Raw genomic sequence first — 14,462 nt, 5'->3', positions numbered from 1 at the left:
GGAATGGATTGGTTAATCGTATCCAATGTTGTGCTCTGGATAGGCTTTCTGGCCATGGTGCTGGTAAACCTCGCCCTGGCGCGGCAAATCGGTGTGCTCTACGAGCGTGTTGCACCCGCTGGTGCCCTGATGTTGAACCAGCAATTGTCGGTAGGTGCTGATGCGCCGGAGATCAGTGTGAGTGACCTGGATGGGCGCGCCCTGGTTGTTGGCGGCAAAGGATCGGGCCGCTCGCGGCTGCTGTTCTTCATGTCGCCGGACTGCCCCATCTGCAACGAGCTTGCACCTGCGCTGAAGTCCGCGGCGCGCGCTGAGCGCGAATGGCTTGAAGTGATTCTCGCCAGTGACGGCGATGAGTATGACCATCGTGGATACATTGCGCGCAAGGGGCTGGATGCGTTTCCCTACGTGGTATCGGAACGGCTGGGTAAAACCTACGGCGTGTCCAAGTTGCCTTTTGGTGTACTGATTGACGAGCACGGGGTGATCGCTTCCATGGGCATCATCAACTCCCGCGAACACCTCGACAGCCTGTTTGAGGCCAAAGAGCTGAAAGTCGCATCGATTCAGGATTACATGAACAAGCGCAGTGGCGTGCAATACGTGGAGGCGGACAAGGCATGAAGTTTCTCGACCGATGGATCGAACAGGGCAGTCGTGATCTCGCCCAACGCAGCTCCCGTCGCGGATTGCTCAAGGGGCTTGGTGGGTTTCTGGTCGGTACCGCCAGCATTCCGCTGCTGCCAGTAGCACGCGCCAGTGCCGCGCAAGGAGCCGGCCAACCGCAGGAAGAGGGCGACCCGAGCAGTTGTGACTACTGGCGTTACTGTGCCATTGACGGTTTTCTTTGCAGTTGCTGTGGCGGCAGCGCCAACACCTGCCCACCAGGCACGGAAATGTCGCCGGTGACATGGATTGGCACCTGCCTCAATCCGGCCGATGGGCGCAACTATGTGATTTCCTACAACGATTGCTGCGGTAAATCGTCCTGTGGTGCCTGTCTTTGCCAGCGCGATGAGGGAGACCGCCCACCCTATCGCCCAGACAAAACCAATGACATCAACTGGTGCCTTGGCACCACCAGCGCGGCCTATCACTGTTCCACCGCCATCGTGGTGGGAGTGGCCCTGGAAGAGTCATGACCCGCAGTGGACTGGTGCTAGCGCTGTTGAGCGGCGCGGTACTGTCGTCGGCTGCCGCTGACGATCGCGAATACCAACAGGCACAGTTTGATTATCAGTTGCATTGCCAGGGCTGTCATACACCCGACGGTAGCGGCGCGGATTCGGTCCCGCGGATGAAGAACGAGGTGGGCGTATTCCTGCAGAGCAAGGCTGGGCGTGAGTACCTGGTTCGCGTACCCGGTTCGGCAACATCGGCGTTAAACGACAAGCGCCTTGCGTCTGTTCTTAACTGGATGGTGCGCGAATTTGCCGGTGATAGCGTTACGGGCGAGTTCCAGCCCTATTCAAGTGCTGAGGTGAGCGAGCTGCGCCAGCAACCGCTCAACGAAGTCGACAAATACCGCGCCGAGCTACTACAAGCGTTGACCGGTGCGACAGGGAGAAAGCAATGAAAAACAGGGTTTATCGAGTACTGGCAGCCACGGTGCTGACTGTGGCGAGCGGTACAGCGATAGCCGAAGCGCCTGGGCCGGCCCAAAGCTGTGTTGCGTGCCATGGGCAGCAGGGGCAATCAGCCAGTGCGCAATGGCCCAATCTCGCCGGCCAGCACGCGGCGTATCTGGCGGACCAGATAACGGCATTTCGCGACGGCACGCGGGAAAACGAAGCCATGATGCCCTTTGTCAAAGAGCTGTCGGACGAAGATATTCAGCAACTTGCCGACTACTATGCCAAGTTGCCCCTGACGACATCAGCAAGCGGTGACCCCGCATTGGTTGAGCGCGGTCAGGGCCTGGCGGGTTATTGTTCTGCTTGCCACGGTATGCGCGGTGAACCGGTGGCGCAGAATTGGCCGATACTTGCAGGCCAGCACGCCGCCTATTTGGAGCAGCAGCTAAAAGCCTATAAATCCAGCAAGCGTGTGCATCCGTTGATGCAGGCGGCGCTGTCGCGTCTGGGCAACGACGATTTCAAAGCGCTCGCCGCCTACTATAGCCAACTCGTTCCTGAGTGATGAATATCCAGCGGGTACAGGACAGCGAGGCGCGCAGCCAATGATTTCCGGGCCCGTGCCAACTGCCGATAACCCGTTGTCGTTTGTCTCCGGTAGTGGGCAGCTAGAGCCAACGCTGTCACCGCGCTTTGTGACCTATGTTCGTGACCACCTGATGGATCGTGGTATTGATCCTTCGAGGCTGTTCACCGAATGCGGCCTTGATGCTGAGCATTGTGATGAATTCGATCAGCCATTGCCGGTAAGGACGGTATGCGAACTGCTTAACAAAGCGGCGCAATACAGCGACAATCCGTCGATCGGCCTGGATATGGCGCGCAACTATCACTATGAGGCGTCGAGTCTTCTGATACTCGCTGTCGTTTCAGCACCCAATGTCGCCGAGGGCATTCGCTGCTTGTGTCGCTATGACCGGTTTGTCGATACCTCCATTGAAACCCGCTTTGATTTCGACAGCCGTCGCGCTGAATTTTCACATCGACTGCTGGCTCCTTCAGAGGTGGATACGCGTCAACTGAATGAATATCTTTCCAGCTTTCTCGTGCAGGCGCTGAACAACGCGACACGCCAGCCTATGCCGATTGCGGATGTTCAGTTCAAGCATGTAGATGCGCAAAACCGCGAAGTGCTTGAGCGTTTTTTTAAAGCTCCGGTTAAGTTCGGATCCAGCGAAAATTGTTTGCGATTTGACAGTGCCTACCTGCATGAGCGGTTCTATACGAGCCACGCCCTGCTGCACGAGGTACTCACACAGGCATTGCGTACGTATTTTGGCTCCAAGCATTCGGGGCAGGGTATTGTTGACATCCTGTGCCGTGAACTCATACGTGCCGGCACAGACGAGGCTGTCACACTTGAGCGTATTGCAGAGCGCCTGACCATGTCACCCCGCACCCTGCGCCGACGCCTGGCTGACGAAGGTTACAGCTTTCAGGAAGTAAAAAAAATGGCGCGAGAAAAGCGCGCCAAGTACTACCTTAGTCAAACCAGTATGCCGTTATCGGAAATTGCATTCGAACTCGGGTACTCGGAGCTCAGCGCTTTCAGCCGCGCTTTCAGGAGTTGGGTAGGCCAGACACCCCAGTCCTATCGGGAACATGCTGCAACACTTCTGCGATCTTCCTAGATACGGCCGCTCACCCATCTATTGACCGCTTTGTCCTGCTTGGGGTGCCTTGGTTGTGCGCCCTCGTACCACTGCACCCATGCTGTGCGCCCATGCCCGATATTGGCCCCAGAAACCCGTCACGCGGTCAACAGAATGGCCCGCTTTGTCAATAGTCTACCTGCCCCAGAGGTTTAGTATCCCCTGTAAACGCTGAACAAGAAAAATATCAGGGAGATAACAACGATGAAACTCGCACAGCGCCTTTCTCTTGCCATTGCGCTGACTACTTCCAGCACATTGCCCGTCCTGGCATCAGAGACTGTCGGCACCATCTACACAAAAGAGGCTGTCGGCACCATCTACACCAACGCGCGGTTTTATACGCTGGATGCTGAACAGCCCTGGGCAGAGGCTATGGCCGTTAGCGATGGGCGTATTGTGGCGATTGGAAAATCCGACGACGTCCTGGCGCTTCAGGGTTCTGCTACACAGATCAGAGATCTCGGCGGCGCGATGGTGCTGCCCGGCCTCATTGATGCACATGTACATCCGTTAAAAGGCGGCATAAAAACGCTGTTCGAGTGCAATTTTCCTTTCAGCGCGACACCACAGGATGTTGCTGACACGGTGGCAGATTGTGTGGCGAAGACCCCCGGTGGGGTGTGGATTCGAGGAGGGCAGTGGGACAGCGGATTCTTTGATCGGTTTAGTATCCCATCGCCTAAAAAGCTGCTGGACGAGGTGTCTGGCGATGCTGCGGTGATACTGAGCGACGATAGCGGCCACAACTCCTGGTTGAACAGCAAGGCACTGGAGTTGGTAGGTATTACCGCAACGACGCCCGACCCTGAAGATGGCACTATCCTGCGTCTTGCAGGAAGCCGAGAGCCAAACGGCTTGCTGCTGGAAGGCGCCTCGCAGATGGCCGAGGCGAAACTGCCGGACTGGACCCTTGAGCAGAGTTTGGACGGCGCCCGAAAGTCAGTCAGTATCGCCAATCGCTTTGGTATTACCGCCATGAAAAGCGCCATGGCGCCTGAGTCTGTGTTGCAAGCCTTTCAGACGCTGGATAAGCAGGGCGAGTTGAATGCGCACATGGCCCTGTCGATTCTGACCCCTTACGGCAGCCGCAAGTCTGCCCTGGATTATGACGAGTACCCGAGACTTCGCGACCAGTATCGTTCCGGGAATGTCGACACCCGGTTTATCAAGATCTTCATGGACGGCGTGCCAACCCCATCGCGCACCGCTGCCATGCTCGAGCCGTATACCGCAGAGTCGCCCGGGGCCGACCGTACACGCGGACCACTTCACCTGTCGCCCAATCAGCTGACAGAAGACCTGATTGAGTTCGACAAGCGTGGCTTTACAGTAAAAATCCATACGGCAGGAGACCGCTCCGTACGCGTAGCCCTGGATGCTATCGCAGCGGCGCGTGCCAAAAACGGCGATAGCGGATTGCGCCACGAACTGGCCCATGCCGGATTTATCGACCCGAGCGATATCCCGCGATTTGCCAGTCTCAATGCGGTGGCCGACCTGTCGCCCTATATCTGGAACCCTTCACCCATTATTGATTCGGTCATCAGCGCTGTTGGCCCCCGTGGTGAGCATTACTTCCCCATCAGGAGCCTGCTCAAAGCCGGTGCACCGGTGCTTGCCGGTTCTGACTGGCCCGCGGCGGTGGAGACTATCGACCCCTGGCTGGGCCTGGAGGCCATGGTGACGCGCCGTAACCCCGAGGGCAGCGCGGCCGGATCACTGTGGCCGGAGGAGGCAATTTCCCTCGAGCAAGCGATCGCAATCTACACCGTCGAGAATGCACGCGCGCTGCGGTTGAGCGACCGTGCCGGATCACTTCAGGTGGGAAAATCCGCAGATTTCGTGGTGATTCGGCAAAACCTGTTCGACATTGCGCCGGAGAAGATCAGCGATGTTGAGGTACTGCAAACGGTTTTTCAGGGAAAAACGGTCTATCCGGGAGAGGCGAGCGGCCGCTGAGTCCGCTGCCTTGCATACATTCAAAGCAATAATATAGCTATTGAGGGGTTACAAACGATGAACAGTCCCATCCAGTACGACAAAATGCGTTCCGCACTATGGGGCGCACTCGCGGTGTCCCTGCTGGCGCCCGCGCAGTCGGCACTTGCCGCCCAGATTGAAGAAGTGGTGGTTACTGCGCAAAAGCGTGAGCAGGGCGCCAACGATGTGGGTATCACAATCAATGCCTTTACCGGCCAGCAACTGCAGGATTTTGGTGTTCTGACTGCGGAAGATATCGCGATGATGACACCGGGTCTCACGGTGAATGAAACTGCCGCGACAGGTGTTCCTCTGTACACCATTCGTGGGGTTGGTTTTCAGGACTATTCAACGGCGGCGTCTTCCACCGTCGGTATCTACTTTGACGAAGTCGCTATGCCCTACACGGTTATGACCCGAGGCCTGGTATTCGATACGGCCCGGGTTGAGGTGCTCAAGGGACCACAGGGAGACCTGTACGGTCGCAACACCACGGCCGGGCAGATCAACTTCATCAGCAATAAGCCCACGCGCGAGTTTGAGGCCGGGGTCATAGGCAGTTATGGCAGCTACGAAACCTTTGATCTTGAAGGCTTCGTGTCAGGCGGTAGTGACCTCGTGCAGGGCCGGCTGGCTTTCAAAACCACACAGTCTGGTGAGGGCTGGCAGGAGAGCCTTTCGCGCGATGACGAATTGGGCGAGAAGGACGCCACCGCAGCGCGGGGCACCATCAATATCGATGCGACGGATAACGTGAGCATTCTTCTGAGCGCGCATTACGTACAAGATAAGTCGGAGAATCGCGCCAATTCCCCCTATAACGGCAATGAGATTGGGCTGGGTGAGTTCAACAACCCCTATTCACCCTTGGACGAGTACCGCCTGCCAGGTGGCGATCATTTTGGCGAGACGCCGCCCTGGTACTCCACCGATGACGCAGAAGCTGCCGACTGGACCAATAGCTACACCAGTCCCATCACTGGCAAGACGTTTGATCTTAGGCCCCAGCGCGACAACGAACTTACCGGCTTCATGGCAAGGATAAACTGGGACATTGGTGATATGACTGTCACCTCCATTACCGGTTATGACGAGTTTGAGCGCACCGAGTCCAATGACTGGGACGGCGGATTCTTCACCGACTCCAGCAACATTAACACCACTGACCTGGACGTATTCTCCCAGGAACTGCGGATTTCAGGTGACACCGGCGAGGTGAGCTGGATTGCCGGCCTGTACTACTCTCACGATGAGATGGAAGAGTACTATCATTACTTCATGGCTGACTCTGTGTTTGGGCAGGGCTCCATTCCCTGGGGAGTTGCACAGTTCGCCGCCACCCCGATTCTGGAACTTGATACGAAGTACAAACAGGAGACCGAGTCGGCTGCGGTTTTCGGTCATGTTGAATGGATGCTGACGGAGAAGTGGCGTTTGACATTGGGCGCCCGCTATACCGAAGAAGAGCGTGAGTGGGCCGGCTGCACCTTTGTGGCGGAAGATGGTTCGCTGGGCAATTTCCTCAATGCTCAGTTTGGCTCCACGCTGGGGGCGGGCGATTGCGGCACGATCAACGACAACCCCGATTCACCCGATTACATCTTCAACCTGATTGGCACCGCGCAGGTTAACGACGCCTTCCAGGTCTTTGAGGATACCATCGACACCAAGCGCTGGATGGGCAAGATCGGTCTGGACTATGCCTTGAATGACGACATTCTGTTGTACGGCACCATTTCCAACGGCTTCAAATCTGGTGGATTTAACGGCGCAAACTCCAATACAACCCAGCAACTCAAGCCCTATGACGAGGAAGTGCTGACTTCCTATGAGTTGGGTGCCAAAACGACCCTGCTTGATGGAGCTATGCAACTGAATGCGGCTACCTTCTTCTATGACTACGAAGACAAGCAGGAAACCGATACAGCGGTGACGTTTGTCGGCAATATCTCTGGCTTGACCAACGTGCCTGAGTCAGAAATCTTCGGCGCGGAACTGGATTTGCAATGGCTGCCGATGGATGGGCTGTCGTTGAGCGCAGGGATTGCCTGGCTGGATACGGAAGTGACCGAATGGAATGCGGTTGACCCGGATGCGAGTGCCTGGCCAGTGACAGTGACCCGCGATGTTTCGGGGATTGAACTGCCGCAGGCGCCAGAGTGGTCCTATACGGCATTGGTTAGCTATGAGTGGCCCGTCGGCGATGCGTTGAGCATGGAGGTGGCGGCAGACGTCAGTTTTACCGATGACACCACCGGTGGCCCTACGCCGCAACGTGCCACAGAGGATTACACCGTCTTCAACGCGCGCGTGGGTATTGGTTCTGCTGATGGTCGCTGGCGTGCCTTGCTGTGGACGCGCAACCTGACGGATGAGGACTACTATCCCGCAGCCTATACCGGTGGTAACGGACCCTACGTTCGCAGCTACGGTATGCCGCGTACCTACGGTGTAACCCTCAGCTATTTCCTTGGGCAGTGACAATACCCTCTACTGCTCAACCTGCTTGGGCCCGGGCTTCCGGGCTCTTTTTTACCAATACCCAGCTTTGTGCGCATGATGAAGGAGCGAACACGTCATGACTTCTCGCCCCACCCGTACCGGTTTTGTCGCCCATGAACTGTACTTGTGGCATAACACTGGTAACTACGCCGGGCCGATGCCCTACGGCAACCCCGTCCAACCAGATACCCACGCGGAAAACCCCGAAACCAAGCGCCGGTTTCGTAATCTTCTCGAGGTCGCCGGGCTGACCCCGCTACTGCACCCGATTGCACCGCGGGAGGCTACAGAAGCAGAAATTCTTCGTTTTCACACGGCGGGGTATCTCGACAAGCTTAAAGCCCTGAGCGGTGAACACGGCGGTGATGCGGGTATCTTCACGCCAATGGGCCGGGGCAGCTACGAGATAGCGCTGTTGTCCGCCGGGGGAGTACTGGCGGCGCTCGAAGCGATCATGGAAGGCAGCGTGGATAATGCCTACGCTCTGGTACGCCCTCCGGGCCATCACGCGCTGGCCGATATGGGCATGGGCTTCTGTCTCCTCGGCAATGCTGCTATAGCCGGCTTTCACGCGCTTGAGCACTACGGACTGGAGCGTATCGCCCTGGTCGACTGGGATGTTCACCATGGTAACGGGACGCAAAGCGCCTTCTACAGCGACCCGCGGGCGCTCACAATATCGGTGCACCAGGACAATTGCTTTCCACCGGACTCGGGCCATTTACACGAGCGCGGCACGGGTGCGGGGGTGGGTTTCAACCTCAACGTGCCTCTGCCTGCGGGTTCCGGTGTGGGTGCCTATGAGGCAGCATGGGAGCGCGTGGTAATTCCGGCGCTTGATGCCTATAAGCCCCAGTTGATTATTGTGCCTTCCGGTTTTGATGCGGGAGCTTATGACCCTTTGGGGCGCATGCAAATGCACAGCGACGGTTACCGGCAGCTGACCGAAATGCTGCTTGCCGCGGCTGATCGCCATTGCGATGGCCGTCTGCTGATGTGCCATGAAGGTGGGTACAACACCTGGACAGTACCATTCTTCGGCCTGGCAGTAATGGAGGCACTGAGTGGAGTTCGCACCGGAACGCAGGACCCTTTCCTGGAGATGCATGCGGCGCTGGGCGGCCAAGCGCTGCAGCCGCACCAGTCCGACGCGATCACAAAGGCAGAGGCTTTGTTGGCGGCCCTGGCTTAGCATGAGTGTCAAACTGATCTGGTCAAACGGGGAGAGTGCGGCTATGTCACGCAAGGATCAAGAACAGGCGCTGGCCGTGAGGGCGGTTATTGAGTCCTATGTAAAGGCCTGTCGCAGTGGTGACACGATGGCCCTGCGCGCCCTATTCCACGACGAGGCTTCGATGAGCGGCTTTCTGGGCGGGGCAGAGATATTGGGTACGCCGGAGCCATTTTTTGATGCAGTGGCGCAGAATCCAGCGCCACAGACAACCGGGCTTCCCTATGAGGCGACGATCAAGGCGGTCATCGTGAGCGACCGTATTGGCACCGTGGAACTGCACGAGCAGGGCTATCTCGGCATGAATTTTATCAACCACTTCCACCTGATGCTGGAGGATGGCCAGTGGTACATCACCGCAAAGCTGTTTGAATCAGCGCCGGAGAATGGCCGTGACACATGATCGATATGACTCTCGTTCGTCGATTGTTGCAGCCATCCTTCTGAGCTTCATTGCTACGGGGGGATTCCTTATCCTACCGCTGCTTGTTGCGGCTGCAGCGGCGGATTTCCAACTCAGCGAAGCCAGGGTGGGCCTGCTTGCAACAGCGGTGATGGGGGGGGCTGCAGTAAGTTCCGCTGTCGCGCTGTTGTGGATTCGCCTTGTGAACTGGCGCAGGGCCACACTGGTTTCAGTACTGCTGATACTCGCTGGCCATATTGGCTGCCTTTTCACATCCCGCGCCGATGTCCTGACAGTGTTGCTTTTGCTCACCGGGCTTGGCGGCGGCGCGGCGTACTCCATCGCGCTGACAGTACTGGCAGATGAGCCCAAAGCGGCGCGCTACTTTGGTTTTTCGGTGGCGGCCCAGGTGAGCTTTCAGGTCGTGGGAATGCTGCTGTTACCGGCATTTACCGAGGCTCACGGTTTTGCCGCAGTGCTGGTTCTGCTGCTGGTGCTGGATGTGGTGGGCCTTTTTCTGTCAGCCCTGCTACCGCCGCGAGGCCTGTTGTCGCCGCAACGGGTGCGGCATGGGCCATTGCTTCGCGTGCCGGCGGTGCTGGCTTTATTGGGCTGCTTCATGTTCTTTTTTAATGTTGGGGCGGTGTGGGCGTTTATTGAGCGCATGGGCTCGGCAGCCGGGCTGGCGCCGGATTTTATCGGCCTGAGCCTGGCCGTGGGTGTCAGTTTTGGAATACCCGGTGCACTGGCTGGATCCTGGTGTGACGATCGCTTTGGCCAGATCGTGCCGTTGACACTTGGGTCGGTGATCATGCTTGGTTCGATTGCTCTGTTGTCGATGAGCCTCACCGGTCCAGCCTATATGGTGGCGCTGGCACTGTATAACTTCAGTTGGAATTTTTGCCTGACCTTCCAGTACGCAGCGGTGCAGAGGGTAGATGACAGTGGCAGGGGCGTTGCGGTTGCACCGGCGTTCCACGGATTTGGCGCCGCGGCGGGCCCCTTGATTGCAGCGCTGTATGTCACCCGGGAAAGTTACCAATCGGTACTCATACTGGCGATCGTCGGGATTGTGGGTAGCCTGTTGTTGTTTGTAATTGCCTGGCAACGGGGCACCAGCCGGCCTGCCACCGTCGCCTGCTAGCGTCGTTTCTAACATGTACGACCTGACAACCATCTGTAGAGGACAGCCATGACAGTAAGAGCACGCGCATTGGGTATACCCCTGGCTGGGAACACTGGCAAATGGAATGCGATTACTGATGTGGCGGGCGTGGAGGTGGGCTATAGCACCGTTATTCGCGCGGCTGCCGGCAATGCCGGCCCCGCGTGTACGGGGGTTACGGCGATTCTTCCACGGGGGCGCGGCGAACAGCCGCGGCCAGTTTGGGCTGGCCAGTTTGACCTGAACGGCAACGGCGAGATGACCGGTACCCACTGGATCGATGATGCGGGTTACTTCGCCAGCCCCATTTGCCTGACCAACAGCCACTCCGTGGGTGTTGCCCATCATGCTACCGTAGCCTGGATGGTACGGCAGTACCGGGAACATTACCGTGAATACCACAGCTGGGCGATGCCGGTTATCGCAGAAACCTATGACGGCCTGCTCAATGATATCTGTGCGCAGCATATCACTGAGCAGCATGTCATCGAGGCGCTGGACAACGCCACCACAGGCCGCGTGGAGGAGGGCAACGTGGGTGGCGGTACCGGAATGCAGACCTATGAATTCAAAGGCGGCAGCGGCACCAGCTCCCGGGTGATCGATATTCAGGGCACGTCGTACACCGTTGCGGCCTTTGTGCAGTCGAACTTCGGATTGCGGCCTGAGTTCACTGTCGCTGGTGTTCCGGTCGGCCAGCACTTGAGCGAAAACGCGATTATCTCAGGCGCAACCGGGCACGAAACCGGATCGATCATTGCGATCATAGCCACCGATATTCCCATGTTGCCAACGCAGTTAAAGCGCCTCGCCAAGCGTGGCGCCTTGGGTATCGCCAGAACCGGCACTTACGGCGGCCATTTTTCGGGCGACCTCATGTTGGCGTTCTCAACCGCGAATGACATTCATATGCCTGCGCTGGGTGCAGAGCAACCGCGCTCGTTCGCGCTGGAGTGCATCAACGATGCGCACTGCGATGTAATTCACGAAGCAGCTGTCCAAGCAGTGGAAGAGTCCGTGCTGAACGCGATGGTGGCGGCGCAGTCCGTTCCCACCTTCAAGCCACCAGGCCAGATTCTCCAAGCGCTGGATCATGACGCTCTGCGCACAATCCTGCGCCGCTATCATCGGCTTGTGGAATAAGCCACCCCTTGGAACGGATTCGCTACTATGCACGAGACACAGAGAACATCAGGTGGCGGGCTGAGCCGCCGTCGTTTGTTGGGTGCCTCCGTGGCAGCCGTGGGTATGGCAGCGCTGCACCCGGCCCTGGGGGCAGGCGCGGCTTCCCAGAGCCAGTTGCCGTCGGATATCTGCGACATGAGCGCTCTGGTGCTCTCTGCGGCCATCCGCGCGCAATCGGTCAGTTGTCGTGAGGTCATGTCGGCCTACCTGGCGCGTATCGAGCGTTACAACCCGCTGTACAACGCCATCGTTGCCATGCCAGATGGCGCCGAACTGCTGCGCCTGGCAGATGCCGCCGACCGGGACCTGGCCCGCGGTCACTACCGCGGGTGGATGCACGGCATGCCCCATGCGGTCAAAGACCTCTCCGATGTAGCCGGCATGGTCAGTAGCGGGGGCTCCCCACTGTTCCGTGACCGTATTGCCGCCAAGGACAGCCTGATTACTGCGCGAATGCGCTCGGCAGGCGCTATTTTCATCGGCAAGACCAATGTGCCGGAGTACGGGCTGGGCTCGCAAACCTATAACCCTGTCTACGGTGTGACGCGCAATGCTTATCGGCCGAGCCTGGCAGCCGGCGGTAGCAGTGGCGGCGCTGCTGTGGGCCTGGCGACACGCATGCTGCCGGTGGCCGATGGCAGCGATATGATGGGGTCGCTGCGCAATCCTGCTGCATTTAACAATGTGATTGGCTTTCGTCCCACCCAGGGGCGTGTGCCTCATGTGGGGGGCGACCTGTTTCTGCAGCAGTTGGGTTACGAAGGCCCCATGGGCCGCGATGTGGACGATGTGGTACAGCTTCTTGGCACTCTGGCTGGTGCCGACAGCCGCGCTCCCCTGAGTTTACGCGACTCCTTCAGCGGTGCTCCGCCGATGACGGACGCCGAATTTTCGGCGCTGCGCCTCGGCTGGCTGGGCGACTACAACGGTTACCTGCCGATGGAAGCCGGCCTGCTCAGCCTGTGCAGACGCGCGCTGGCCGGCGTCGAACCCTACGGCATTGCCGTGGAGGATGCTGCGCCGGACTACGATATGGATCGCTTGTGGCGTTGCTGGTTGACCCTTCGGCAGTGGGCAATTGCCGGTGGCTCAGGGCCGCTGTATGCCCAGCCAGACAAGCGTGCGCAAATGAAGCCCGAACTGGTCTGGGAGATAGAGAACGGTCTGAGACTCGATGCGGCCGATGTGGCTGCCGCCGGTGTCGCCCGCAGCGACTGGTACCGTGCCCTGCTTACGTTATTCCAGCGCTATGATTTCCTGGTGCTGCCAACAGCACAGGTATTTCCGTTTGACGCAGGCTTGCACTGGCCGAAAGCGATAGGTGAGGTGAAGATGGACACCTATCACCGTTGGATGGAGGTGGTTATCGGTGGCACCCTCTCTGGCTGCCCCGTGGTGAACCTCCCGGCAGGGTTTGATGAAAGCGGCAGGCCCATGGGGGTGCAGGTAATCGGGCCCTTTGGCGCCGATGCCAGGGTACTGTCTTTTGCTCGCGCCTATGTCCAACGTACCGAATGGCTGGCCAAGCGCCCGACCCTGCAGGTGGCAGATAACCAGGCGCAATAGGCCCGTTTCGCGCCGCTAGAGAATCCGCCGGGGGTTGTCCCTGAAGGCTAGCGGGGCGATAGTGTCCTCTTCTTCCAGGCGCGCCTTCCAGCGATTGCGGAAGTGGGAGAAGGCGCGGTCGGCAGTGAACGATTTCGGTACAAAGTCCGGGCTTTTTTCCAGCAGTTTTTGCTGAGCCTCAATGAATACCTTGTCTTCCATAAAGCCTTCCATCAAGGACTCCTTGAGGGATTCAGCAATGGCCGGGTTGTCCAGGTCGTAGCCGTGCAGGTAGTCCCAGAAAAAATGCGTGGTATTGCGCGTCTCCGGTGTCATGAACTGGCAGTTGCGGTATTCGCGCCGCTGGCCCAGGCCGGCGTTTTCCCCGACCGGCTCAAACAGGGTCTCCATCAGGAATACGCCGGGCAAGTACATCGCCATGGCGTTGCAGCGGTCAAGGTTGACGTCGTGTTCCTGTGCGGGAATCACCTTGCGGTGAAAGGGCGGCGGGCCACTGTTTCGGTGCCAGCGAACCACACTGAAACCATTGTCGAGTTTCTCAAGATCTTCGGCGTGGGTGTCGTAGGCGTAGGCTTCGGAACCACCCAGGGTGTTGGCGTGTACGAAGGCAACGTGGGAGAAGTCGGCCAGGTTATCCACGATGAGCAGCCAGTTGGCGTCGTAGTGCAGGTAGTCGCCGCGGTCGAAGCCGCGCCACTTCTCGGGCTGGCTCAGTGGCGCGAAATCGTGGATATCGCCCTCATCAGCCTTTTGTGCATCGCCCATCCAGATCCACAGCATGCCGCCTTTGGCGCACACCGGGTAGCTGCGCACCTTCATGTTGTTGCCAATGTGCTCCTGCCCGGGGATTTCGATGACCTCACCCGCCGGGTTGAACAGTAGGCCGTGATACATGCAGCGCAGGCAGTTGCCCTCAACGCGCCCTAGTGACAGGGGGGCAGAGCGGTGGCAGCAGCGGTTGTCCAGCGCAACATAACCCTGGCTTTCTGACTTGTAGAACACCAGGGGTACGTCGCAGATGGTTCTGGCGAGTTTGTTGTCCGCCTCGGCAACCTCCCATTCCCAGGCTGCGGCATACCACAGGTTCTCAACAAAGGTTCTCTCGATATTCACGTTGGGCCTCTTGTATCGGGTCGTTCGA

At 58.4% G+C, this 14,462-nt stretch carries 13 protein-coding genes; 12 read left to right on the top strand and 1 reads right to left on the bottom strand.

Annotated features, from left to right (window positions below; genetic code table 11):
* Positions 1–3: 3 nt before the first annotated feature.
* From DDZ17_RS09160 to DDZ17_RS09105, 12 genes are all read left to right on the top strand, one after another.
* Positions 4–624 carry a redoxin domain-containing protein gene (locus DDZ17_RS09160; RefSeq protein WP_116366012.1) on the top strand — a complete coding sequence of 207 codons (621 nt, stop codon included), beginning with the start codon at positions 4–6 and terminating at the stop codon, positions 622–624.
* On the top strand, positions 621–1,142 hold the full coding sequence (locus tag DDZ17_RS09155; protein ID WP_116366010.1) for a methylamine dehydrogenase light chain: 522 nt from the start codon (positions 621–623) through the stop codon (positions 1,140–1,142). The genes DDZ17_RS09160 and DDZ17_RS09155 overlap by 4 nt, the downstream gene beginning before the upstream one ends.
* Entirely contained in the window at positions 1,139–1,576 is a 438-nt protein-coding gene (locus tag DDZ17_RS09150) for a c-type cytochrome (RefSeq protein WP_206613490.1), read from the top strand. Before DDZ17_RS09155 ends, DDZ17_RS09150 begins: the two co-directional genes overlap by 4 nt.
* Positions 1,573–2,139 (top strand): c-type cytochrome, encoded by a 567-nt coding sequence (locus tag DDZ17_RS09145; RefSeq protein ID WP_116366008.1) that lies wholly within the window; start codon positions 1,573–1,575, stop codon positions 2,137–2,139. Before DDZ17_RS09150 ends, DDZ17_RS09145 begins: the two co-directional genes overlap by 4 nt.
* Before the next feature lie 55 nt (positions 2,140–2,194).
* Positions 2,195–3,265: an AraC family transcriptional regulator gene (locus DDZ17_RS09140; protein ID WP_241505837.1), complete on the top strand. Its 1,071-nt coding sequence runs from the start codon at positions 2,195–2,197 to the stop codon at positions 3,263–3,265.
* Between the two features lie 225 nt (positions 3,266–3,490).
* Entirely contained in the window at positions 3,491–5,248 is a 1,758-nt protein-coding gene (locus tag DDZ17_RS09135; RefSeq protein WP_116366003.1) for an amidohydrolase, read from the top strand.
* Positions 5,249–5,305: 57 nt separating this feature from the next.
* Positions 5,306–7,750, top strand: coding sequence for a TonB-dependent receptor (locus DDZ17_RS09130; protein ID WP_116366001.1), 2,445 nt, complete (start codon positions 5,306–5,308; stop codon positions 7,748–7,750).
* 97 nt (positions 7,751–7,847) lie between these two features.
* Complete coding sequence (locus DDZ17_RS09125) at positions 7,848–8,963, top strand: class II histone deacetylase (RefSeq protein WP_116365999.1); 1,116 nt, start codon at positions 7,848–7,850, stop codon at positions 8,961–8,963.
* A gap of 43 nt (positions 8,964–9,006) precedes the next feature.
* The gene (locus DDZ17_RS09120; RefSeq protein WP_157976557.1) at positions 9,007–9,405 is read left to right on the top strand and encodes a nuclear transport factor 2 family protein; all 399 of its coding nucleotides are present in this window, start codon (positions 9,007–9,009) and stop codon (positions 9,403–9,405) included.
* Positions 9,395–10,549 carry an MFS transporter gene (locus DDZ17_RS09115; protein WP_157976556.1) on the top strand — a complete coding sequence of 385 codons (1,155 nt, stop codon included), beginning with the start codon at positions 9,395–9,397 and terminating at the stop codon, positions 10,547–10,549. The genes DDZ17_RS09120 and DDZ17_RS09115 overlap by 11 nt, the downstream gene beginning before the upstream one ends.
* 48 nt (positions 10,550–10,597) lie before the next feature.
* A complete protein-coding gene (locus DDZ17_RS09110) occupies positions 10,598–11,713 on the top strand; it encodes a DmpA family aminopeptidase (protein ID WP_116365992.1) in 1,116 nt (371 codons plus the stop codon).
* Positions 11,714–11,818: 105 nt separating this feature from the next.
* Positions 11,819–13,321, top strand: coding sequence for an amidase (locus DDZ17_RS09105; protein ID WP_116365990.1), 1,503 nt, complete (start codon positions 11,819–11,821; stop codon positions 13,319–13,321).
* A gap of 15 nt (positions 13,322–13,336) precedes the next feature.
* Here DDZ17_RS09105 and DDZ17_RS09100 read toward each other — a convergent pair whose 3' ends face one another.
* A complete protein-coding gene (locus DDZ17_RS09100; RefSeq protein WP_241505836.1) occupies positions 13,337–14,434 on the bottom strand; it encodes an aromatic ring-hydroxylating oxygenase subunit alpha in 1,098 nt (365 codons plus the stop codon).
* Positions 14,435–14,462 lie beyond the last annotated feature (28 nt).

Source organism: Parahaliea mediterranea, from assembly GCF_003402235.1.
GTDB lineage: Bacteria > Pseudomonadota > Gammaproteobacteria > Pseudomonadales > Halieaceae > Parahaliea > Parahaliea mediterranea.
Note: the sequence above shows the minus strand (reverse complement) of the source record. Positions and strands in the feature narration are given on the sequence as shown.

What these genes read in the sequence shown, in the direction of transcription:
- DDZ17_RS09145 (WP_116366008.1), top strand. Translation starts at nt 1,573, where the DNA reads ATGAAAAACAGGGTTTATCGAGTACTGGCAGCCACGGTGCTGACTGTG.
- DDZ17_RS09160 (WP_116366012.1), top strand. Translation starts at nt 4, where the DNA reads ATGGATTGGTTAATCGTATCCAATGTTGTGCTCTGGATAGGCTTTCTG.
- DDZ17_RS09120 (WP_157976557.1), top strand. Translation starts at nt 9,007, where the DNA reads ATGTCACGCAAGGATCAAGAACAGGCGCTGGCCGTGAGGGCGGTTATT.
- DDZ17_RS09125 (WP_116365999.1), top strand. Translation starts at nt 7,848, where the DNA reads ATGACTTCTCGCCCCACCCGTACCGGTTTTGTCGCCCATGAACTGTAC.
- DDZ17_RS09110 (WP_116365992.1), top strand. Translation starts at nt 10,598, where the DNA reads ATGACAGTAAGAGCACGCGCATTGGGTATACCCCTGGCTGGGAACACT.
- DDZ17_RS09135 (WP_116366003.1), top strand. Translation starts at nt 3,491, where the DNA reads ATGAAACTCGCACAGCGCCTTTCTCTTGCCATTGCGCTGACTACTTCC.
- DDZ17_RS09150 (WP_206613490.1), top strand. Translation starts at nt 1,139, where the DNA reads ATGACCCGCAGTGGACTGGTGCTAGCGCTGTTGAGCGGCGCGGTACTG.
- DDZ17_RS09130 (WP_116366001.1), top strand. Translation starts at nt 5,306, where the DNA reads ATGAACAGTCCCATCCAGTACGACAAAATGCGTTCCGCACTATGGGGC.
- DDZ17_RS09105 (WP_116365990.1), top strand. Translation starts at nt 11,819, where the DNA reads ATGGCAGCGCTGCACCCGGCCCTGGGGGCAGGCGCGGCTTCCCAGAGC.
- DDZ17_RS09155 (WP_116366010.1), top strand. Translation starts at nt 621, where the DNA reads ATGAAGTTTCTCGACCGATGGATCGAACAGGGCAGTCGTGATCTCGCC.